The 22,821-nt window shown below is 49.1% G+C and carries 21 protein-coding genes; 14 read left to right on the top strand and 7 right to left on the bottom strand.

All coding sequences use genetic code 11. The annotated features are described in order from the left end of the window. Window positions 1-54: 54 nt before the first annotated feature. Window positions 55-744, bottom strand: coding sequence for a DNA-3-methyladenine glycosylase I (locus MMG82_RS03845; RefSeq protein ID WP_037423837.1), 690 nt, complete (start codon window positions 742-744; stop codon window positions 55-57). Window positions 745-948: 204 nt separating this feature from the next. Here MMG82_RS03845 and MMG82_RS03840 point away from each other — a divergent pair, with 204 nt between their 5' ends. Beyond that, on the top strand, window positions 949-1,596 hold the full coding sequence (locus tag MMG82_RS03840) for a glutathione S-transferase family protein (protein ID WP_037423840.1): 648 nt from the start codon (window positions 949-951) through the stop codon (window positions 1,594-1,596). A 12-nt stretch (window positions 1,597-1,608) separates the two neighbouring features. On the opposite strand, the gene MMG82_RS03835 is transcribed toward MMG82_RS03840, so the two are convergent. Both MMG82_RS03835 and prlC read right to left on the bottom strand, forming a co-directional pair. Next, window positions 1,609-2,139: a thioesterase family protein gene (locus MMG82_RS03835; RefSeq protein WP_037423843.1), complete on the bottom strand. Its 531-nt coding sequence runs from the start codon at window positions 2,137-2,139 to the stop codon at window positions 1,609-1,611. Between the two features lie 128 nt (window positions 2,140-2,267). Further along, entirely contained in the window at window positions 2,268-4,307 is a 2,040-nt protein-coding gene (gene prlC, locus MMG82_RS03830) for an oligopeptidase A (protein WP_144345341.1), read from the bottom strand. A 268-nt stretch (window positions 4,308-4,575) separates the two neighbouring features. Here prlC and MMG82_RS03825 point away from each other — a divergent pair, with 268 nt between their 5' ends. From MMG82_RS03825 to MMG82_RS03795, 7 genes are all read left to right on the top strand, one after another. Next, window positions 4,576-5,361: a hypothetical protein gene (locus MMG82_RS03825; protein ID WP_241406486.1), complete on the top strand. Its 786-nt coding sequence runs from the start codon at window positions 4,576-4,578 to the stop codon at window positions 5,359-5,361. A 94-nt stretch (window positions 5,362-5,455) separates the two neighbouring features. After that, the gene (locus MMG82_RS03820; RefSeq protein ID WP_241406485.1) at window positions 5,456-5,971 is read left to right on the top strand and encodes a hypothetical protein; all 516 of its coding nucleotides are present in this window, start codon (window positions 5,456-5,458) and stop codon (window positions 5,969-5,971) included. Window positions 5,972-6,138: 167 nt separating this feature from the next. Then, window positions 6,139-7,494 carry a glutathione-disulfide reductase gene (gene gorA, locus MMG82_RS03815; RefSeq protein ID WP_011718767.1) on the top strand — a complete coding sequence of 452 codons (1,356 nt, stop codon included), beginning with the start codon at window positions 6,139-6,141 and terminating at the stop codon, window positions 7,492-7,494. 325 nt (window positions 7,495-7,819) lie between these two features. Next, complete coding sequence (locus MMG82_RS03810) at window positions 7,820-7,996, top strand: hypothetical protein (RefSeq protein WP_181159862.1); 177 nt, start codon at window positions 7,820-7,822, stop codon at window positions 7,994-7,996. A 3-nt stretch (window positions 7,997-7,999) separates the two neighbouring features. Further along, entirely contained in the window at window positions 8,000-9,496 is a 1,497-nt protein-coding gene (putP, locus tag MMG82_RS03805; protein WP_241406484.1) for a sodium/proline symporter PutP, read from the top strand. Between the two features lie 9 nt (window positions 9,497-9,505). Further along, window positions 9,506-10,612, top strand: coding sequence for a glutamate 5-kinase (proB, locus tag MMG82_RS03800; protein WP_241406483.1), 1,107 nt, complete (start codon window positions 9,506-9,508; stop codon window positions 10,610-10,612). Window positions 10,613-10,623: 11 nt separating this feature from the next. Continuing rightward, the gene (locus MMG82_RS03795; protein WP_241406482.1) at window positions 10,624-11,871 is read left to right on the top strand and encodes a glutamate-5-semialdehyde dehydrogenase; all 1,248 of its coding nucleotides are present in this window, start codon (window positions 10,624-10,626) and stop codon (window positions 11,869-11,871) included. A 102-nt stretch (window positions 11,872-11,973) separates the two neighbouring features. Here MMG82_RS03795 and MMG82_RS03790 read toward each other — a convergent pair whose 3' ends face one another. Together MMG82_RS03790 and MMG82_RS03785 are read right to left on the bottom strand one after the other, a co-directional pair. Continuing rightward, complete coding sequence (locus tag MMG82_RS03790) at window positions 11,974-12,393, bottom strand: SH3 domain-containing protein (protein WP_241406481.1); 420 nt, start codon at window positions 12,391-12,393, stop codon at window positions 11,974-11,976. A 367-nt stretch (window positions 12,394-12,760) separates the two neighbouring features. Then, window positions 12,761-14,293, bottom strand: a complete 1,533-nt coding sequence (locus MMG82_RS03785; RefSeq protein WP_011627650.1) for a DUF3612 domain-containing protein — start codon at window positions 14,291-14,293, stop codon at window positions 12,761-12,763. Between the two features lie 182 nt (window positions 14,294-14,475). Here MMG82_RS03785 and MMG82_RS03780 point away from each other — a divergent pair, with 182 nt between their 5' ends. Both MMG82_RS03780 and MMG82_RS03775 read left to right on the top strand, forming a co-directional pair. Further along, on the top strand, window positions 14,476-15,039 hold the full coding sequence (locus MMG82_RS03780) for a malate synthase (protein ID WP_241406480.1): 564 nt from the start codon (window positions 14,476-14,478) through the stop codon (window positions 15,037-15,039). A gap of 244 nt (window positions 15,040-15,283) precedes the next feature. Beyond that, complete coding sequence (locus MMG82_RS03775) at window positions 15,284-16,234, top strand: putative sulfate exporter family transporter (protein ID WP_241406479.1); 951 nt, start codon at window positions 15,284-15,286, stop codon at window positions 16,232-16,234. 49 nt (window positions 16,235-16,283) lie between these two features. Here the strand turns inward: MMG82_RS03775 and MMG82_RS03770 are convergent, their stop codons facing one another. Both MMG82_RS03770 and MMG82_RS03765 read right to left on the bottom strand, forming a co-directional pair. Beyond that, entirely contained in the window at window positions 16,284-16,430 is a 147-nt protein-coding gene (locus MMG82_RS03770; protein WP_241406531.1) for a hypothetical protein, read from the bottom strand. A gap of 112 nt (window positions 16,431-16,542) precedes the next feature. Further along, on the bottom strand, window positions 16,543-17,088 hold the full coding sequence (locus tag MMG82_RS03765) for a LuxR C-terminal-related transcriptional regulator (RefSeq protein WP_011718776.1): 546 nt from the start codon (window positions 17,086-17,088) through the stop codon (window positions 16,543-16,545). A gap of 144 nt (window positions 17,089-17,232) precedes the next feature. On the opposite strand from MMG82_RS03765, the gene MMG82_RS03760 reads away from it, so the two are divergent. From MMG82_RS03760 to MMG82_RS03745, 4 genes are read left to right on the top strand one after another with little or no spacing between them, the layout of a single operon-like run. Further along, window positions 17,233-18,435, top strand: coding sequence for a metal transporter (locus MMG82_RS03760; protein ID WP_241406478.1), 1,203 nt, complete (start codon window positions 17,233-17,235; stop codon window positions 18,433-18,435). After that, window positions 18,432-19,460, top strand: a complete 1,029-nt coding sequence (locus tag MMG82_RS03755) for a membrane fusion-like protein (RefSeq protein WP_241406477.1) — start codon at window positions 18,432-18,434, stop codon at window positions 19,458-19,460. The genes MMG82_RS03760 and MMG82_RS03755 overlap by 4 nt, the downstream gene beginning before the upstream one ends. 1 nt (window position 19,461) lies before the next feature. Further along, window positions 19,462-22,515 carry a CusA/CzcA family heavy metal efflux RND transporter gene (locus tag MMG82_RS03750; RefSeq protein WP_241406476.1) on the top strand — a complete coding sequence of 1,018 codons (3,054 nt, stop codon included), beginning with the start codon at window positions 19,462-19,464 and terminating at the stop codon, window positions 22,513-22,515. Further along, window positions 22,512-22,817, top strand: coding sequence for a DUF3240 family protein (locus tag MMG82_RS03745; protein ID WP_011627657.1), 306 nt, complete (start codon window positions 22,512-22,514; stop codon window positions 22,815-22,817). The genes MMG82_RS03750 and MMG82_RS03745 overlap by 4 nt, the downstream gene beginning before the upstream one ends. Window positions 22,818-22,821 lie beyond the last annotated feature (4 nt).

Here is a 22,821-nt window from a genome sequence, read left to right as displayed (position 1 = left end):
AATTGCTTGAAATATCGAGCCTTGACCAGCCAAATTTGGCTGGTCTTTTTTTATCTAAATACGATTATCACCCACGCTACAGGCTAACACCCGGCTGATATCCGCAAGACAACGGCCCGACTCCTGTTGCCATTGATTGAACACGGCCTGTACCTGTTTTAACGCCGTTTGCGAGCTAAAGCCGGCATCTACCAGCTTGTGCGCTTTAAAATAGCCTTGCACATCATCGGTTAACAAAAAGGTATCCTTACCGATTCCACGTAAGAAATACGGCCCCGTATTGCCACCGAGACGAGCGCCGCGCTTCTTTAAGAACGCCCAGAGTCCGACGATATCTTCGGTCGGCCAGTCAGCAATCAGCTTAGCCAAGCTGCCATGTTCGCGGGCAATATCATGGATCATCAAAGCATTATCATAAATTGCTTGGGTTTTCTTTAGGTGGCGAATCAAGGTCGCATCCGCAGCGCGAGCTTGGATCTGCTCGGGTGACAACATTAATACCTTCTCGGGCACAAAATGAAAGAAGGATTTTTCGTAAGCAGGCCATTTATTATCGACCACGCGCCAGACAAAACCACTCTGGAACACTTGTCGGCTCATGGCCGAAAGCAGCGTAGCATCATCGTATTGACGAATTTCAGCACTCGTTAGACACCCAGGAAGTAAGGCTTCGAGTCCCTTTTTACCGCCTTTGCGCTCACTCGCTCTGGCATAGATGGATGAGAAACTTTCTAATTGGCTCATGCTGTTACCTTTGATTATCGATATTTCACTAGCGTTTCTAGGCGTTAATAGTACCGAATTTGAGCCCACGGGGATCATTCCGTATGGAAAACCTGTTTTACGTCCATTTCTGGCCCTTTGAAGAAATTCCCACTGCACGCATGTTGATACCGACTAAAGTTAAGGCGTAGAGTCAAAAATGCAGTGGTTATGGGGTCGGTACCTATGGAGCTTTTCTATCATCCGTTATCACGATATTCACAGAAAGTATTAATTGCTCTCTATGAGAAACAAGCGAACTTTTATCCGCGGATCACTGATTTACGCGACCCACTGGCACGCAAGGCCTTCCAGCAATTTTATCCTCCTGGCAAACTGCCATTGCTCAAAACGCAAGAAGGCCAACTGATCCCCGAATCCAGCATTATTATTGAATACTTAGACAGGCATTTTCAAAACGGTACAGAGTTATTACCCGCGGAGGCTGAACGGAATTTGGCGGTGCGCCTATTCGATCGCATTATTGATTTTGATATCAATAACCCACTATTCCAATTAGAAAAATTAAAGTATGCCCCTGATGGGCATGAGTTCGAAATCAAGCAGATTGAAAAACAAATGCTTACCCAATTTCAACGCTTAGATAGCCATCTTAGTCAAAATCATTGGGTGTGTGGCGACAGTTTTACCTTAGCCGACTGTGCACTGATCCCCTGCTTAAGCTACAGCTTTGCTCACTTAAACCTATTGGATTTAGATGAGTTAGTCCGTTATTGGCAACAGGCGCAGCTTCGCGGCGCCTGGACACTCGTGCTTGAAGAAGTGCTACTAGCCGAAATGGAAGAAGACACTGGGATTAGGAGTATTCCCTAGTACCAGCGCGTCCTAAAGATTACGCTCTTTCTTTAATTGTAAAAATGCTTTCCATTTCACGACTTCGGGCGGTAACTCTGGAGCTGGATCGGTATAGCCTGCTTCTTTAACTAATACCTCTAAAGGCACTTGCTTACCTTTACACACAAATACACCACGCACATGCACTATACAATGCAGGCCGCGCTCACTGATAAAGCGTTGTTCAATATAGAAATATTTTTCATCCCAGCCCACGACCTTGGTTTCAATCTCAAACTTTTTTAAGGGCTTGATATCGCGGATATAGGTAAATTCGGCGGCGTTAACAATTGGCATCCATTTTAATTTGAGGAAACGCTTCAGCAACCCCATTTCGGCCAACATATAGGTGCGGGCCAGATCCATAAACGCTGGGTAACGGGAGTTAGTGAGATGGAAATTGATATCGCAATCACTGGGCAACGCGCGATAAGTAATGCGGCTCGTCCCCAAAAAATCAATCTTACGGCAATGGCGCGTGCGCCAAAATAACAACCAAAACAAACGGAAATACAGATTCATATGCAGTCGCCCTAAAAAGAAGAGCCACAGGCTAACAGAGGTCATACCAGAGGGCAAGCGAGATCTAGCTCACAAAAAAGGCGCCATTCGGCGCCTTTTTATGCTCAAGCACAGCTATTTAGTATGGCTTAAGCGGCAATCCCAGAGTGGCGCAGCAGCGCATCAATACTCGGCTCGCGTCCCATAAACTGTTTGAACAAGTCCATAGGCTCAGCAGAACCGCCCATTTCGAGGATGTTGTGCAGGAAGCTACGGCCCGTATCAGGATTGAAGATGCCCTCCTCTTCGAAGCGAGAAAACGCGTCCGCCGACAGCACTTCGGCCCACTTGTAGCTGTAATAACCCGCAGCATAGCCGCCAGCAAAAATATGCGCAAAACCATGTTGGAAACGGTTAAATGCTGGCGGAATTAACACGGCCACCTGACGACGCACTTCGTCTAAGGTCTGTTGAATACACGCGCCTTTTGCAGGGTCATATTCGTGGTGCAGCCTAAAATCGAACAGTGAAAACTCCAGCTGGCGCAACATCATCATGCCGGATTGGAAATTTTTCGCCGCTAACATCTTGTCTAGCATCGCTTTTGGTAAAGGTTCACCGGTTTCGTAGTGACCGGAGATCTCCGCTAAGGCTTCTTCTTGCCAGCACCAGTTTTCCATAAATTGGCTAGGTAATTCGACCGCGTCCCATGGCACACCGTTGATACCAGACACGCCAGCAACATCGATTTTGGTCAGCATATGGTGAATGCCATGGCCAAACTCATGGAATAAGGTCGTCACTTCATCGTGGGTGAAAAGCGCAGGCTTACCATCCACAGGGCCATTAAAGTTACAAGTGAGATAGGCAACGGGTTTTTGTAAGCCATTGGCGGTTTGACGACGCACGCGGCAATCATCCATCCAAGCGCCGCCGCGTTTACCAGTGCGGGCGTATAAGTCTAAATAGAAACTGCCTCTGTGCTCGCCCGTTTCGTCAAAAATATCGAAGAAACGCACGTCTTTATGCCAACGGTCAAACTCGGTTTGCTCAACAATCTTTAAGCCAAATAGGCGTGAGACAGTGTAAAACAAGCCAGATAGCACTTTATCTTCAGGGAAGTAAGGGCGCAGCAACTCTTGGGAAATCTCATACTTATGTTGCTGTAATTTCTCAGCGTAGAAACTTAAATCCCAAGAAGCCATTTCGCTCACACCATAATGCTCCAGTGCAAAGGCTTTTAACTCGGCTAATTCGGCCTTGGCTTGGTCTTTTGAACGCAGCGCCAATTCATTTAAGAAGGCCATCACCTGCGCAGGCGTTTCAGCCATTTTCGTGGCGAGGGATTTTTCGGCAAAGCTATCAAAGCCTAACAACTGTGCCAATTCATGGCGCAGTGCGAGAATTTCATCCATCAATGGACCGTTATCGAATTCGCCCGCATTTGGACCTTGATCCGAGGCGCGAGTCACGAAGGCTCGGTAACACTCTTCACGCAAGTTGCGGTTTTCGCTGTAGGTCATCACAGGTAAATAGGAAGGGAAATCTAAGGTAAATAGCCAGCCCTCTAATTCGCGGGCCTCGGCCATCGCTTTTGCGGCCGCTTTAGCTGAATCGGGCAAGCCCGCGAGTTCTGCCTCATCGGTAATTAACTTAGTCCAGGCTTGGGTTGCATCGAGCAGTTGATTGGAAAAGCCGCTGGTAAGTTCAGAAAGACGTTTAACGATTTCACCATAACGCAGTTTTTGCGCATCGTCTAAGCCGATACCCGAAAGCTCGAAGTCCCGTAAGCTGTGCTCAATCACCATCTGTTGTGCTTGGCTTAATTGAGCAAACTCTGCCGATGCACGCAGTGATTTGTAAGCCTCGTATAACCCTTGGTGTTGGCCAACGTAAGTGCCGTATTCGGATAACAGTGGCAAACAAGCATCATGGGCCGCGCGCCATTCATCTGTGCTCACCACTGAGTTCATATGGGAGACGGGTGACCAAATCTGGCTTAACTCATCATCTACTTGCTCCAGCGGGGCGACTAAGTTATCCCACGTAAAAGGCCCAGGGTTTTGCAGCACTTCATCAATCTTGGCACGACACTGAGCAATGGCTTGCTCAACGGCAACTTGAATATGTTCAGGTTTAATCTGTGAAAAAAGCGGTAATGCAGCGCCGTTAAGCAAAGGGTTGCTCATAATGATTCCTCTACAATCTGTGTAGCTAATAAATAAGGGCTTATGTTCAATTTATCAAGGCGAGAAAATCGATTGCTATCTTCGTTTGTAGGCCTAACGCCATTTCATCAATAAAAAAGTGAACCAGCTCTCAATTAGGATTTACACTAAATTTACCCTTTGAATCTTGATAGTTTGATCGCAAATCAAATCCATTCTCATTAACGCTTATATGTATATAGGCTAACATCTGTGCATATTCTATATTTTCAATTAGATTGGCTTATTTATGGCTGCATCAGTTAAATCCATCATTAGCGCCGTAGGCGCCATTAGCTTAGTTTGCTTTAGCCATCCATGTTTGGCCAACGAGAGCTTGGCGCAAACCGAAGGGATATTAAACAGCAAATTATCTGCGGCTAACGTGCCTTTAACTGCTAACATCGATTTAGGCTGGGATAGCAAGTATGTTTCGCAGGGGCGCAATAACTTGGCTGAAGGCGGTATTTATTGGATGAATACCAGTATTCAATACGGCAATCTCACCACCTATGCCCTCGTTGGCCGTGGTGATAGCCAAGCCTATACCGAGTGGAATATTGGCCTAGAATACGCTTTGGATTTAAGTGAACATTTAGAAGCGAATCTTGGTTATCAGCGGATTGAAGGTTATAGCAGCAGTCGCTGTCAGGATAACGAACTGTTCGCAGAATTAGCCTACACCGCCGCCCCTTGGTTAGTCCCCTCGGTAAATTATGTGTATTCCACCGAGGCTGCCGGCTATTTTGTCGAGCTGAGTCTGCACAGTTATTGGCAACTGAGTGAAGGCTTTACTCTCGCTCCTTATATAACCCAAGGACTTGATTTTAAATATCGAACAGAAGACCACAATGGCCGTAATCACCTCCAATTTGGTTTGGAGGCGAATTATGATCTGGCCGATAATATGAGTCTCAGTGGCCATATTAGCCACAGCATTGCCCAGAACGATATTGAGCAAGAAGCCGCCGCCAATGGCGACTTTAGCTCACAGGATCAAACCTATGCGGGTATCCATTTCAATATCAGCTTCTAAGTTTTAAGCACGCTTCTGCGTTTGGCAAACTCTCCCCACTCTAACTACACTCAAGAAGTCGATGGAACGACTCAAATTAAGCGAGGAACAGGGAATGTTAACGCATCATATAAAATGGTTCTCTAATACATTTATCTTATTGATATTTTATGGCTTATTATCATTTGCTGCCGAGCCAGAATTAGAACAATTATCCAAACCAGCCACAACTGAGCCCCTACCTTTAGGAACCTTACTCGACAGTGAGGGGAAACCGCTTCCGCTCCCGGCTCAACAAAGCGCCTTAGATTACCAATCTCCCGTGATAGACACTGACAATATGCCTGCGAAAACAAATACCCATAAGGCAAAATCGACGTCATCGAAAAAGAAAAAGCAGAGCCGCAAGCAACAACTCGCCAGCCGAGAAAGGGTCGCTAACGACCCTAGTTGTCGCTGGCTCAATGCCCGCATGTCACAACTCGAGACCCAGATTGGCAACCGCCCCGACAAAGCCGCAAGCTATCAGACCGATGAGCTCAGTGCCCGTCAGCAGGAGTGGCAATGCCTCAAATGCGGCGCAGAAGGGCCAAACCAAGACGATCACTATCGCTGCCAATATCGCCGTTAAGCTTGAGCTAACCGCCCAAAGATAAAGTAGGTGCTTTGCTGAGATTTTTTGCGGCAAAACAAGGTCTATACCAAAGCAACCTAATGGGCTGGTCTGCAAACCCATTCCAACCTACAATGACCTTCTGCTAATAAGCACCTCATTCTTAGAGTTAGACGGAGAAACTCATGGCTCAACATTTTGACTATATCTGCCTAGGCGCAGGCAGCGGCGGTATCGCCTCAGCTAACCGAGCTGCCATGCGTGGCGCTAAAGTTCTACTCATCGAAGCAAAACATGTTGGCGGCACCTGCGTAAACGTGGGCTGCGTACCCAAAAAAGTCATGTGGTATGGTGCGCATATCGCCGAAGCCATGAACCTCTACGCCAAAGATTATGGATTTGATGTTTCAGTCAACAAATTCGACTGGAACACCTTAGTAAACAGCCGCGAAGCCTATATTGGTCGCATCCACGAGGCCTACGGTCGCGGTTTTACCAATAACAAAGTCACCCTGCTGAATGGCTATGGCCGTTTCGTTAATGGCAACACGATTGAAGTGAATGGTGAGCACTACACGGCTGACCATATCCTGATCGCCACTGGCGGCGCACCTACTATCCCTAACATTCCGGGTGCAGAATACGGGATTGATTCCGATGGTTTCTTCGCCCTGCGCGAACAACCTAAACGTGTCGCTGTCGTCGGTGCTGGCTATATCGCCGTCGAAGTCGCGGGCGTGTTGCACGCACTTGGCAGTGAGACTCACCTGTTTGTGCGTAAACATGCGCCGCTGCGTAACTTCGACCCTATGCTGATCGACGCCCTCGTCGATGCCATGAAGACCGAAGGCCCAACCCTGCACACCAACAGCGTCCCACAATCTGTGGTCAAAAATGCCGACGACAGCCTGACTCTGAACCTCGAAAATGGCGAAAGCGTGACCGTTGATTGCCTGATTTGGGCTATTGGCCGCTCACCCGCAACGGGCAATATCGGCTTAGAAAACACCGATGTGCAACTGGATAGCAAAGGTTATGTAATTACCGACGCGCAGCAAAATACCACCCACAAAGGCATTTATTGCGTGGGCGATATTATGGCGGGCGGCGTGGAGCTGACCCCAGTAGCGGTTAAAGCCGGTCGCTTACTCTCTGAGCGCCTATTTAACGGCATGAGCGATGCCAAAATGGATTACAGCCAAATCCCAACCGTGGTCTTTAGCCATCCTCCGATTGGCACTATGGGCTTAACCGAGCCTGAAGCCCGCGCGCAATATGGTGATGATAATGTGAAGGTTTACACCTCAGGCTTTACCTCCATGTATACCGCCGTCACTAGCCACCGCCAAGCCTGTAAGATGAAGCTGGTCTGCGCCGGTAAAGAAGAGAAAGTCGTGGGTATTCATGGCATTGGTTTTGGTATGGATGAGATCCTTCAAGGATTTGGCGTCGCCATGAAAATGGGCGCCACCAAAGCCGATTTCGATGCCGTTGTCGCCATCCACCCCACTGGCGCTGAGGAATTTGTGACTATGCGCTAAGCGCATGACTCAAGTTTTAAATCAGGCTCAATAGCCTGTGAATGTTGCATTTTATCGAAGCGGTTCTGATATTCTCAGCGCCGCTTTTTTTATGTTCAACGATAAGCCATCAAGCCTATTTATCCGCTCTCAACATCCCACTCTTTCGCCCCAATTATCGGTTAAAAGCACAGGTAAATTTATCAGTATTCAAATCAATTTCTCTTACTTTATGCCAATCGAAAGTATGCAAACTGGGCATTTCAACTTGATATTTTGCTAATAAAGATCTTATTATAGTTATAGCACTAACTATTATTCGCTCTAAATAAATCAAGGAGGCATTATGTCAGCTAAGCATGCTGCAGATGAAAACCCCATCTCACAGATCATCCGTTCCAACCGGGAACGCCTGCATGGAACACTACAATATTTCTGCCTGTTCGCCATTCTAAGTACCTATCTCTTTGTCATTTTGAAACCGAGCTTCATTCAAAATAACAAAGCGTTAGGAGGAAAATAATCGATGAATTCCCTCTCTTACGTTTCATTGGCAATTTACTTTATTGCCATGCTCGCTATTGGTTTGTTCGCCTATCGTAAGTCGACCGATGATGTCTCTGGCTACATTTTGGGTGGCCGCCAAGTGAGCCCACAAGTCACGGCTCTCTCGGCCGGCGCCTCGGATATGAGTGGCTGGATGCTGATGGGCCTACCCGGCGCTATGTTTCTGGTGGGGTTTGAAACCTTGTATATCGCCCTCGGATTATTAATTGGTGCTCTAATCAATTATCTGGTTGTTGCCCCTAAATTACGGGTCTACACAGAGGTCGCCGATAACGCGCTGACTATTCCAGAGTTCTTCGCCAAACGCTTTGGTCAGGCCGATAACAGCATTCGTATTATTGCCGCCGCCATCATAGTGATCTTTTTCACCCTCTATACCTCGGCGGGATTAGTCGCTGGCGGCAAGTTGTTCGAATCCGCCTTTGGGCTGAACTACGATATTGGCCTAGTCGTCACTTTAGCCGTCGTGGTGTCGTACACTCTGCTGGGGGGATTTTTAGCCGTTAGCCTCACCGACTTTGTGCAAGGCTGCATTATGTTTGTCGCCTTGGTCTTAGTGCCTTTCGTGGCATATCAAGAGTTTACCAGCGCCGACCGCATGATGAACTTTGCCTATCAGTCGATCCCGCATTTTACCGACGCGATGCAAAATGTGACCCTGCTTGGCTTAATCTCCAGCCTTTCTTGGGGACTCGGGTATTTCGGTCAGCCGCATATTATTGTGCGTTTTATGGCGATCCGCTCGGTCGCCGACATTAAAACCGCACGACGCATCGGCATCAGCTGGATGACTGTCACCATAATCGGCGCCTTAGCGACGGGCCTGGTCGGTATCGCCTACGCCAATAAATTTGGCATGAAGCTTTCGGATCCTGAAACCATCTTTATCGTGTTTTCAGAGTTACTGTTCCATCCCTTGGTCAGTGGCTTCCTGTTGGCAGCGATTTTGGCAGCGATTATGAGCACGATTTCATCGCAGTTATTGGTCTCTTCGAGTTCGCTGACCGAAGATATTTATCGCACGCTGTCGAAGAAACAAGCGAGCGAAAAAGAGATGGTGAAAATGGGCCGTTACGGGGTTGCAGGTGTTGCCATTGTCGCAACGCTGCTGGCACTCGACCGCTCGAACAGTATCCTCTCCCTCGTGAGTAATGCTTGGGCAGGATTTGGCGCCGCGTTTGGCCCGCTGGTGCTGTTTAGTTTGTATAAAGCCAATCTCACCCATAAAGCGGCGATTGCGGGGATTATTTCGGGCGCGCTCACGGTACTCTTTTGGATTTATGCCCCCGTGCTTGCCGATGGTAAGGCATTGACTAGCTTAGTGTATGAGATGATCCCCGGCTTTGTTGTCAGCTGCACAGTGATTTATCTGGTGAGCAAATTCGATAACGACCCGTGCGCTAAAACCACTAAGCAATTCCATCAGGCCGGTCGTGTATTGGCCGAGGAAAGCTAAGGAGGCGCTATGACAGACTCTCCCCGTAAACGTATCGTCGTCAAAGTGGGGAGCGCCTTAATCGCGCCCCACAAGCAAGGTTGCAGCAGCCATTATCTCTTGGGTATCGCGCAGTTTATTACTTACTGCCGCGTCCAAGGTATTCAAGTGGTACTGGTTTCATCCGGCTCGGTTGCCGCAGGTTGGCATCATTTTGAGGGCCAAACTCAGCCGAGTGTGACGGTGAAAAAGGCCATGGCGGCTGCGGGTCAGGCGGATATGATGGCGACATGGAATAAGCTATTTGATTTTCCCACCGCCCAACTGCTGCTGACCCATGGAGACTTACGTAATCGCGAGCGTTATATCAGTATTCGAGACACGATTTTTAGCCTGCTCGAACACGGTTTAATGCCGATCATCAATGAGAATGATGCCGTTACCGCTGACAAACTTAAGGTTGGCGATAACGATAATCTCTCGGCCATGGTGGCGGCTGCGGCCGATGCCGACACCTTAGTGATTTGCTCGGATGTGGATGGGCTCTACGATCAAAATCCCCACGAACATCCCAATGCCAAACTGATAAAGCAAGTGACTGAAATCAATGCCGAGATCTATGCCATGGCGGGGGGCGCCAGCAGTGATGTTGGCACCGGAGGCATGCGCACTAAGATCCAAGCCGCCGAGAAAGCCATCTCCCACGGCATTGAGACCTTTATTATCAATGGCTTTAATGCCGATTCCTTTAGCCAACTGCTAAAGGGGCAAAATCCGGGTACTCTCTTTACCCCCTACGAAAAACCGATGCAGGAGCATTTGCATTGGATGACTCACACCTCGCAAGCACAGGGCGAAGTGATCGTCGAGGATGATTTTGACCTCGCACTCGATCAGCACAGCGAGCAATTAACCAGCGATGATGTGGTTGAAGTCAAAGGGGATTTCTCAGTGGGCGACACCATTCTGGTGCGTAAAGGCGATGGCACTAAGTTGGCGAAAGCCAAATCTAACTACAGCAGTTGCCTACTGAGTTTTATTACCGAGCAGGATGATCAGGCGTTTGCCAGTGAATTCCAGCAAAAAACCGGCCCCATCATTTCCGATAAGAATATCGCCATTCTTAAATCCATTTGAGTGGAGAAACTATGAGCCTAATTAAACAAATATCTGCCGATGCAGCCCATGCGGCCCGCACACTCGCCCAACTCGATGAGTCGTTAAAAAATACCGTATTACTGGATATGGCGCGCTCATTAAGGGAAAAAACCTATGAAATCCAAAGCGCCAACCTGATTGACGTGCACCGAGCGACTCAGGACAACTTAAGCCCCGCCATGGTCGATCGCCTCACGCTGAACCAGCATCGTATTGAGGCAATGGCGCAAGGAATCGAAACCATCGCCGCCCTGCCCGATCCCGTTGGGCGCGAGCGTTTTATTGGTAAACGCCCCAATGGTTTATCTATCAGTAAGATGCGCGTGCCACTCGGCGTGGTGTGTATGATTTATGAGGCGCGCCCTAATGTCACTGCCGATGCAGGCGCCCTGTGCTTTAAATCCGGCAATGCGGTGATCCTGCGTGGCGGTAAAGAAGCGCTACACACCAGCCAAGTGATCGCCAGCATTTTACAGGCGGTACTGACTGCCTATGGATTGCCTAAGGCTTTAATCAGCGTGATCCCAAATCCTGACCGCGCCCTGATGCTCGAACTGATGCAGCAGCGGGAATTTATCGATGTGATCATCCCTCGCGGTGGCGAAGGACTGATTAATTACGTCACTGAAAACAGTAGTATTCCGGTAATCCAGCACTTTAAAGGCGTGTGCCATTTATATGTGGATAAGGACGCCAATCAAGATATCGCCTTAGATTTGCTGCTTAATGGTAAAACCCAACGCACAGGCGTATGCAACGCCCTCGAAGGCTTGTTAGTGCATAAGGATATCGCGCCGCGATTCTTACCCCGCGCAGCCAAAGCACTGGCCGAGCATCAAGTAAAAATCAATGCATGCCCTCCGGCCGCCGCTTATTTCGACGCTTGCACTTATATGGCAGAAGAAGATTTTGGCCAAGAATACTTGGACTTAGAAATCGCCATTCGCCAAGTCGACAGTTTTGAGGTCGCCACCCAACATATCGCTAAGTTTGGCAGCCACCATACCGAGGTGATTTGCACCGACAATGAACTCACCGCGGCCCGCTTTCAACGCGCAGTGGATGCCTCAGTCGTTATGGTGAATGCCTCATCACGTTTTTCCGATGGCAGCGAACTCGGCCTCGGCGCCGAAATCGGCATCGCCACCACTAAGCTGCATGCCTACGGCCCCATGGGACTCGAAGCCTTAACCACTGAAAAATATCTGGTTTCAGGCACAGGGCAGATTAGAGCTTAGCGACTACGTCGACGATGTGATTAATTAAATAATAAAGCCCCAAGGTATTCTCCCTTGGGGCTTTATTTAAGTGCTCGCCATTGAAATAGAGCTTCATACTTCTTATACGGCTTTCAAATGTTTCGAAAATACCCAAGCGAGTTTGTCTTGATATAGAAAGGCTTTCCAATCACCGCTTGCAGCAAGCACATTAATACGCTCACCTTTTGAAAGTGCCCCCAGTAACTCCGCATTTTTCTTAGGTTGATTACGGATATTGAGCTTATCGATAATCACTTCATATAGTTGTCCATTCTCCAGAACGGGATTACTCACCATATCCGCGTTTGGCGATTTGAAATGGCTTGTCTCTTGTGATGCCAAGACGCTAGCACTTGTATTTACCGATCCGATACGACAAGTTTTGCTCCAAGAAATGCAAGAGTTGCCACACGGTTGACCCTTTTTACAGTTTTTGGCGTTGGCAATGGATATTGGATGCCCCAGAACAAAAACTAACAGTAATATCCATAACCTATTCACATTTAACTCCTTTAATATTCTTGCCTCAAAAGAAAGAATTACCGCTAGATTGCTTTAAGCATAGATTTACCGCCCGATGCCGCAGAATACGACTCCCCTCGGAGTTGCCGCAGGGCGAATAGGCAAATTGTGTGAGTGAGGTCATGGATGACCGACTAGCTTTCGCAGGTGCAGGGACGCATCCTTCGGAAGCGATAGCAAATTTGCCAATGAGCACAAGGGGCTTTCAACTCCGTTGGGGGCGGCAAGGGAGATCCAAGAGGGAATTGCTGTTGATCCCCTCTTGGTCGGGTGTGGGTTGAAGACCCACGACCTTGATTCACCTCGGCCGTAAGGCCGCAAAACTCAACGTAAATCAAATAGTGATTTACGCTGCCCCATCACACTGCGATTTCCCCGCTTGATAACAACTGGGTTGCCGTGGGCAGACGGCGCCGCGGGAGCAAATAAGCCGGGCATCATTTTTAATCCCGCGTTCAATCCAGTTGATATTCAATATCTTAGCCACGCTGACCAGATCGCTTTTAATATGCTTAGGAATCGCGACTGAGCCACCGCCAGACACACAGGCGGCTTTTAAATCATGGGCGATAGAGAGTGCATCTTTGCCTTGAGCCTCAATGGCCGGATTCAAATCGATACCGGCACAAAGCACATGGGGATTGCCCGCCGAGTCTTCGACCTTAATCGACTCGCAGCAGTAAATCCGTGGTTCATTGCCCACATTTAAAATCGAAATTTGCGCCGAGGTGCCGACCTTGGGCTCGCTGATCATTCTAAACACCGCCCAGTGCTGACAAGGGTCTTCCACCAGCCGCATATTGCCCCAAGGCAGGGGAATCCCATTACCACGGTAAACGGCTTTGAGTTTGCCCGGCGCGTAAGCATCAAAATAATGCCAATGGGGATAAGGCGATACGACAGTCATCCGCCGCATGGCGACCGAAGCCGACACTTGCAGCTGTTTATGCACCTCAATTTCGTAACCGTGGCGGTCGAGCAATTGTCGATAGGGCACCTTAGGACATAATAAGGCTCCGGCAAAAAAGCTGGACTCGAAGTCGCGCCACGCATGCAAAATATCCTGCGCGTTCAGGGTATTAGATTGCATCGTCACTTCTTCATCCATCTCCAATTTTCGGCCAGAAATCATCACACTCTTAAGCCCATCTTTGTTGTGCAATACACAATGGCCGATATGGGCGGCGAGATCGTACTTCAGCCGACTGGGGCGATTTTTAAGGACTTTATTGATGTAAATTGTGCTGGGTGGCTCGAAGAAAGAGGTCACTAACTGATGGGAGCTTACGCCGCGCTCGTCGATCACTTCCTGGGGCGTGCTATCTATCCATTTGATTTTTAAGCCTACACCCTTGGCAATATCCAGCATCTCCTCGAGGGATAAGGGCATACGTTTTAACCCAACCTCTTCGGCGGCACGTTCAAGATCGGGGAAATGGTTTTGATGGTGTTCCTGATGGGCGCGGATTAACAAATGGGCGAATTGCCGACCCGAGATCCCAGTCTGGGATAGCATTTCAGGAATCGCAATTTGCAAAATATCATTTGAAAACAAAAAGCTGGGTTCGAGCGCCATGCCGCTGATCCCACCACGGCGGCCCTTGTCCGGCGTGATGGCGCTCTCCTCGGGCACGTCGTCTAAAAACCAGTCAACGTCCTTTTGAAAAACCGTGGCAATCACGGCCAACATTTCGGCACTCGGCACGCGTTTTCCGCGTTCGATCATCGACAAATATGACACAGAGGGCGCACTGCCCGCATCGACGCGGATGCAACGTGCCGATAAATCTTCCATGGTTAAATTGTTACGTTTCCGTAGGTTACGTATTTTTGTCCCGAGGAAATGTGACTTTCTCATCAAGCTCTGGTCATTGCGCATTTTGTAAAATTCACATTGTAAAATTTTTATTGTGAAATTGTAGTAAAAAAAAGACTAGACTACAAATTAAGCAATCGAGGCAGGTTATCCACCTAGCACTGCTTAACGATTAACGCTGCTGGACAAGCTAAAGTGAAATCAAGGCCCTAATTTTTAAATTGGAAAGTGTAGAGGAACTAGCGATGAATATGTCAATTATCAAGAGCAACCAGATCCAATCGAATCTTAACAGCTTCATCGCCGAAGAAGTGCTTGCCGTCGCCCAAGTGAACGTGGCCGAACATGAAAAACTTGCCCAAGCGAAGCAGTTCCTCGACCGTCATTTCCCGCTGGATGCGGGTTCGCACCAGGATGTAATCAGCTATGTGGTTTATTACCAACACCTGCTGGCATTTTTTGCCGACGGCAGCCACAGCGGATTACGCCAAACCAAGCAGTTTGTTGCCTTTAACGGCACTAAAGATGCGCCAAGCGCCATAGTGTTACAGGACCAAGGCAGCCATGTAGAGTTATGCTTCGACCGCACTGGCATGATAGGCGCGCGGGATTTAGCGAATTTGGAAGATGTGCAAATTGAAACACCAATGGTGCAAGCGACTGAGCCAAAGGACACTCGCAACGCCACATCGCGCCACTGGTTAAGCCTGTTACATGCGGGAATGCCAAGCGCCAACGATATTCAAGACAAGTTATTTACCGCTAAAGATGGTGGTGACTACAGCCTACAAAGTATTGTTAATCTTTAATTTAATCCTACAGTTGGAGGAGATAAAGCCATAGGTGAGTCTCCTCAGCTTTCCTTGATGATCATTTCATCGACCCAACAATCAGTAAAACTGACTCTCAAAATAAATTAAATTGATTTTATTGAAGATTAATTCCATCGCTATAATACCCGCTTTTATCAGCGTCTCTGTTCTAACCTCGTTGCCATATAAAACCACGCTCCAGTAGTTAGAACCAAACAATCCGTCGCAAACCTAAGGCGTTATGAATTTTTCATCGATAGTCTCGCAACTTAAGCAACCCCATCGCCTTGTGTTTATCTGCGCCGCACTGCTGTGCCTCGCGCCTGTTATCTCATCCCCTATGGCACTTGTGCTCGGTTTTACCTTGGCCAGCCTAGGTTGGGTGCCAAACGGCTGGAATATCGCTGCCCTCACCAAAAAATTACTGTCCTATTCGATTATCGGCTTAGGCTTTGGCATTAATTTCAACGCCGCGATTGAGGCCAGCAGCCATAACCTAGGATTAATTGTCGGCTCGATTATTTTTACGCTGATCTTAGGCTTTATGGTGACTCGAGCCCTGAAGTTTGACCCGATCACAGGCCACTTAATCGCCTCTGGCACCGCCATCTGTGGCGGCAGCGCCATTGCCGCCGTATCGCCCGCCATTAATGCCAAACCAGACCAAACCGCCACCGCATTAGCCTGTGTATTTGTACTTAACTCGGTGGCTTTGTTTTTATTCCCCGCCCTCGGGCATTTGCTCAATATGAGCCAGTACGATTTTGGCGTGTGGAGTGCCATCGCGATTCATGACACCTCCTCAGTCGTCGGCGCGGCCTCTGCCTATGGTGATGAAGCACTTAAAACCGCCACCACCATTAAACTGGCGCGCGCACTGTGGATTATCCCTATCGCCCTTGTCAGTGCGCTGATCTTTGGCGGCGATAAACGTAAGCTTAACCTACCGTATTTTATCGGATTTTACTGTTTAGCCATCGCAATCGCCCATTGGCTGCCGCAGTTTCAGCCGCTCTACGACACGCTGTTTATGGTGTCTAAACGTACCTTGGTTCTGTGTCTGTTCTTGATTGGCGCGGGGATTACGGTGCAAAAAATGCGTGCGAGCGGCCCTAAGCCTTTGTTGCTGGGCGTGGTTCTGTGGGCGGCGATTGGGGTAACGTCTTTAGCTTATATTCTGTATTTTCAATAGATTGGATTTGAGTCTAGCTGATCAGATTGACGTGCTAATGCAGGAAGCTTTATTCGGCGTTGGGTTTTATCCGCCAAGCCACCCCCAGTACGCCTAAAAAGGCGGAAAATTCGATCAGCGAACGGAGTAATCCTGTGGTTTGCGTGGATGCAACCAAGGCAATAAGGCAAAACACAATCAGCAGCGAGTTTTTCAATTGCATCCTCCGACAAATTTCGAGGATGATCATTATTGTTTAGAACCAAAAAGCCAGCAAATATCAATTTTCAATAACAAATAGCTATAAAAACTAAGCCTGAGCGTTTAGCTTAAGCGGCTTTATGGGCGCTATCGGACTCGTTTGCCGCTAGTTCTTGGTTATGTTCTTGAATAAAATCCTCCATAAACCAAGCACAAAAGGTGTGGCGGCCATCCACGGCGGCCTTGCCATAAATGGTCGACGCCTGTTGGCGCACCGTTTTCTCTTTTGTCTGTCTCACTTCGGCAATTTCTTTAAAACTCAGCCCTTTAAGCAATAAAAATGCGACTTGCTGCTCGCTCTTGGTAAAACCCCAAGTATCAAACTGGTTTGCAACGGCTTGGCTATATTCCTGTCTGGCGGAGCGCATTTGAGTCGACATATTGTCGATTTTTTTATCGGCGTACTCGAGGCGTTTTGCTAAGGCTTTAACTTCGCGCGAGCGGCGAATTAAATCGTAACTGAGGTAGATGGCCCCGACTGCGGTGAGCACTAAGAGTATGGCTTCCTGCACTAAATGCCATTGCGGAATGCCTAATTGAATGTCGGAACTAATGTCAAAAAGCTTAAAGCACATGATCAGTGCCAGCAGACCAATAATGACAATATCCTTCATTTAAAACTCCTAAATAAAAGCAAAATCAATCAATTATTTTATGGGACATATGTACCATAGGCGGATTTATGATACAGGTCCCCGACGACTTTCACCCGTCAATCCCTACACTGACAGCATTGTTTAATACCACAGAATCATGTCATGTCTGTCAGTTCGTCTTGTATCAAGTTATGTCTGTTGACCAGCTTAGTCGGCAGTAGTTTCCTATGTCTTGCGGCGGAAGCCGAACTTTCCCAAGCGCTGTCGAGCAGCCAAGCGAGGTTGGCTCATATCACTTCATCGAATACCCAAGCGGCCAATTTAACCAGCTCGACCTGGCTCACTGGCCTGCCGAGCATTAGCTTAAGTCACCTCGGGAGTTTGGATAATAGTAACAGCTACGAGCAGGAACTCTCAGTCAATTTGCCATTTAAATCCCCCGCGCTACACAGCAGCGATAAGCAAATAAAACAGCTCGCCGAGCAAATTCATCAACAACAAACGGCGCTGCAAGGCTTATATCTCTCGGGATTATTAAGGCAGAGCCTGTGGGATTACCGCCAGAGCGAAGTCAAACTGTCGCAGCTTGAGCGTAAACAGCAGTTGCTCGATAAACTCCATCACCAGCAAAAACAACTGACCGATGCGGGGGAATTACCACTGGCCAACACCCTGCTGCTGGAGCGGGAAAGTGTCGATATCGCCTTAAGCCGCGCCGACATTCTGCAGCAACAAGCCCAATCTTTAGCCCTGTATCAACAGCTGACGGGTCAAGACCGAATGCCGAGCGCGATAGAAGAAACTGACCGCCCGCTTGGCAAGGGCGCCGAGACCTTAGCCCAACATCCCCTATGGCAATTGCTAAAGCTGCAACAACAGCAACACCTGCTGCTGATCCAAACTCAGCAAGCGGGTGAGCGCGATCCTTGGACCGTCTCACTCACTGCAAAAAATACTGCGGATACAGGCGTGGATGATCAGCAGTTAGGCATAGCCGTGTCAGTGCCCTTAACCTTGGGCTCGGCGCTGTCCCAGAGCGATTTGTCCCAATGGCAACAAGCGAATACCGAGCAAAGTCTCAATCTTGACCGCAGCGCCCTCGAGCTTAAAAACCAATGGGATCAATTAGTCCGCCAGCAAACTAACCTCGTCGAGCAACAGCGCCTACTCACCCAAGCGCTCGCCCTCAGTCGCACCATTACCGAGGAACTCGCCAAGGTAAAAGATCAAGATCAGGTGAGTTATGAAGTCTGGCTACGCCGCTATATGGAGGCGCTCGACACCGAATCCCGCTTGGCGCTCAACCGCGTCAGTTTACAACAACTGCATTCCCAACAACTCCAAGCCTTAGGAATTTCATTATGATGGCCAAGTACGGCGCATGCCTTCTCTGTTTATCCACGAGTGTTGTAGGTTTGGCACAGGCCGAAAGCTTAGCCATCAGCGCCTTAGGTAATCTCGACCTCAGTTACACCCAACCCCAAAGAGTCGCCAGTTATGAGGGCAGCCCACTGCCGGCGCAGGTTGAAATTCTCCCCGGCAATGATTACTGGATCAGCACGCCCGAGAACATCCAGCAGGTGCACTTTCTCGTCGGCCAAGGCCAGCGCGTCAGTAAAGGCCTAGCGATAGTTAAACTCACAGGGCCAGAAGTGTTCCACTACCTCGCCCAAGTCGAGGCCGCGGCTACCCTGTATCAACTCGCCAAGAGTCGTTATGAGCGCAACAAACCTTTGCTCGCCAATGGCAGCATAAGCGCCGAAAAATGGCGTGAGATCAGTCAGGACTATTTCACGACTCACCTCGAATACGAGCATATGCAGCACTTTATGGAGCGCGTCCACAGCACAGATGCGGCAACTGACTCCTTAGTGGTCGCCGCGCCCGTCGACGGTATCGTTAAACTCAATGCCATCAGCGGCCCTTATATGGCGGGGGACCAGCTGTTTTCACTGGTGCCCAATAACAGCATCCGCGTCAAAGTCAATGTGCCGACGGGCCAGTCCCACTCCCTGTCGGCCATCAATATTAATCAATGCCATATCGCGATTGAGTCACTGTCGGCGATTGCCGAAGGCGCCTTTGTCACGGCTTGGTCATCGGCGGTGCCACAGGAATGTAACCTGTTGTTAGGTCAGCAAATGACTGTGGTTCCCGAGTATCAAAAAGCCGTGTATTTGCTCCCCAAAAACAGTGTGTTTAGTTGGGAGCAAGACAGTCAAGTGTTCACTCTGTCCGATAACCAGCTCAATGCGCTAACGGTCGATATTTTAGGCTCAACCCCGGAGCAATATATTGTCGCCAGCGATCAAGACTTGAGTCAGCTGCAAGTCCTATCCCAGTCGGTTGCCGCGGTGAAAGGCATCATGCTCGGTTTAGGAGGCGAATAAGATGCTCACCTCTGTGATCCGTTTTTCGCTCACTCAGCGACTCTTTGTGCTGATTGTGGCGCTGATCCTCATGTTGGCTGGCGCACGAGCTTGGTTTGCCATTCCCTTGGATGCCTTTCCGGATATTTCCCCAACCCAAGTGAAGATCATCCTCAAGGCTCCCGGCATGACGCCGGAGGAAATCGAGGCCCAGATTACCGTCCCGATTGAAACCGAGCTGCTCGGCATTCCGCAGCAATCGATTCTACGCTCGACCACTAAGTATGCCATTAGCGATATCACCCTCGATTTTGAAGAAGGCACGGATATCTATTGGGCGCGCCAACAGGTGAGCGAGCGCCTCTCGGCGGTCTGGGACAGTTTTCCCGAAGGTGTGAGTGGCGGTGTGGCGCCCATGAGCACACCGCTGAGTGAAATCTTTATGTTTTCACTCGAAAACCCCAATCTTTCCCTACTGGAGCGACGTCAATTACTCGAGTGGGAAATTCGGCCGCTGCTGCGCACAGTGCCGGGTGTTGCCGATGTGAATATCCTCGGCAGTTATGCCAAGAGTTTTAGTATCAGCCCCAATCCTGCGGCGATGGCGGCTGCGGGCGTGAGCTTTGCCGCGCTGCAACAGGCGATTGTGGAGAATAATCACAACGAAGGTGCTGGTAAGCTCACCATAGGTACTGACACCATCATAGTGCGCTCCGAGGGACGCATCGATGATATCGACGAGCTTAAACAGCTAGTGATCAAAGCCGATAATGCCAAAGTCTATCGCTTGCAGGATCTCGCCGATATCCAGATAGGCCACCTTGCACGCTACGGCGCCGTCACTAAGGATGGCAACGAAACCGCCGAAGCTTTAATCATTGCCCTCAAGGATGCCAATACGGCACAAGTGGTTAACAACATTAAGGAAAAGCTGGCACAAATCAGCCTAACTCTCCCCGAAAGCAGCCAGATAAACACCTTTTACGACCGCGCTAACCTGATCAATACCGCTATCGAGACCATCTCCAATGCGCTATTCGAGGCCGTGGTACTGGTCATCGTATTGCTGGCGCTGTTTTTAGGGAATGTGCGCGCCGCGTTAGTGGTGTCACTATCGCTGCCACTGGCCGCACTGTTCACCTTTTTGATGATGGATCACTTCAATCTTTCCGCTAACTTGATGAGCCTCGGTGGCCTCGTTATCGCTATCGGCATGTTGGTGGACTCCTCCGTGGTCGTGGTTGAAAACATGGTAAATTTAATCGCCACTAAACAGCGTTTGCCGCGTTTGCACTTAATCTTTCGCGCCACCAAAGACGTCGCCATTCCCGTAGTCTCGGGCACGGTTATCGTCATCATAGTGTTCTCGCCACTGCTTACCCTCAGTGGTTTAGAGGGTAAACTCTTTACCCCAGTCGCCATCACCATAGTGTTTGCCATGCTGTCGGCGCTGGTGTTATCGCTGACTGTGATCCCCGTGATTGCCTCATACCTCGTTAACGAAAAGGCCGCGAAAGAACCTAAGGCCATCGAAAAGCTCAAGCATCTTTACCTTGGCAGCCTAAAGGCCTGCTTTGGTTGGCAAAAGCCTTTTATGCTCATCGCCTTTAGCTTGCTGATCGTCAGTCTCGGCCTATTTAGTCTGGTGGGGAAAACCTTTATGCCGACCTTAGATGAGGGCGACATCATTCTCCAGTTAGAGAAATCCCCTTCGATTTCCCTCGACGCCTCCATCGCTATCGATAAACAGATCCAGCAAACCCTGCTAGGCCAAATCCCCGAAATCAAACAGATGGTGGCGCGCACCGGCGCCGATGAGATTGGTTTAGATCCCATGGGACTGAACGAAACCGATGTGTTTTTAGAACTGGCTCCACGCAGCGAATGGCGTTTTGCCACTAAAGAGCAGCTTATCGATGCCATCCGCACTGTGCTGCTTAAATATCCCGGCGTGAACTTTAACTTTACGCAACCGATACAGATGCGTGTCTCCGAAATGCTCACAGGCAGTATCGGGGATGTCGCGATTAAAGTATTCGGTAATGATATCGAGACCTTAGGCAAACTCACCGGAGAGATAGAGCAACTGGTCACCGCCACTCAGGGCAGCGTCGACGTTAAGATGGCAATGATTGAAGGCAGCCCCTTTATCAATCTCACCTTAGATAACGAGCTGGCCCGTGGGTTTGGGATGAGCACTATGGAATTTGCCCGTTACCTCAAGAGCCAACTCGAAGGCGTGGTCGTCACCGAGGTGCTGCAAGGGAAGAAGCGCACGCCTGTGCTTATCGCCAATAATCAAGCGCAGATCAGCAACATTAACGAACTGCAAAATCAGCTATTGGTGATGCCGGATCATTCCCTAAAACGCCTAAGCGATGTGGCCGTTTTGAGCTATAAACAGGGCCCAATCCTGATCGAGCGGGAACAGGGAAATCGCTTTTCGGTAATCACCACCAACGTTCAAGGGCGGGATATTGTGGGCTTTGTGGAAGAGCTTAACAGCAAAATCGCCAAGGAAATCAAACTACCAAGCGGCTATAGCGTCAGCTTCGGTGGCGAGTTTGAAAACCAGCAGCGCGCCACCAGCAATTTGTTGCTGGTGATCCCCATAGCTATCGCACTGATCACTTTGATTTTATTCACCACCTTTGGCTCGCTAGCAAAATCGGGATTAATCCTCGCTAACGTCCCGTTCGCTATGATGGGCGGTATCGTCAGCTTGTATCTCTCGGGGGAGTACCTCTCGGTGCCCGCTTCAGTAGGTTTTATCGCCCTGCTCGGTGTCGCGGTGCTTAACGGCGTAGTGATGGTCAGTTATTACGAACAAACCAAATACTTATTTGGCAGCCTCAGGGAGCGAGTCGAACAGGGTGCCGCGCGGCGACTCAGACCCATTCTGATGACGGCCACCACCGCCATGTTTGGTTTGATCCCCTTAGTGTTCGCCTCGGGCCCTGGTGCTGAAATCCAAAAACCCTTGGCCATTGTGGTGATCGGTGGATTGCTCACATCGACCATTACGACCCTGTATTTACTGCCCATGTTGTATTTTTGGCTGGAGAAACGCCGATGAGCACGGAACAACTGCTAGTCCTGATCGCCCAAAACGATATTAAGGACGATATAGTCGACACTCTAATTGAGTTGGAGTTTTTATCCGGCTTTAGCTTGGGCAATATTTGCGGATTTAGCCGAGAGCACAGCCATTTCAATATCAAGGAACAGGTGGAAGGTTATCGGGAGTTTTGTAAGTTTGAGATTATGCACCCTGCAAGCCAGCAAAGCGCCCTGCTTGAAGCACTAGCAAAGGTCTGTAAACACAACCCTTGCCGTTATTGGATTATGCCCATCTATCAAAACGGCACGCTTTCCTAACGAT

The organism is Shewanella sp. MM_2022_3 (assembly GCF_022557375.1).
Classification (GTDB): Bacteria; Pseudomonadota; Gammaproteobacteria; order Enterobacterales; family Shewanellaceae; genus Shewanella; species Shewanella xiamenensis.
Note: the sequence above shows the minus strand (reverse complement) of the source record. Positions and strands in the feature narration are given on the sequence as shown.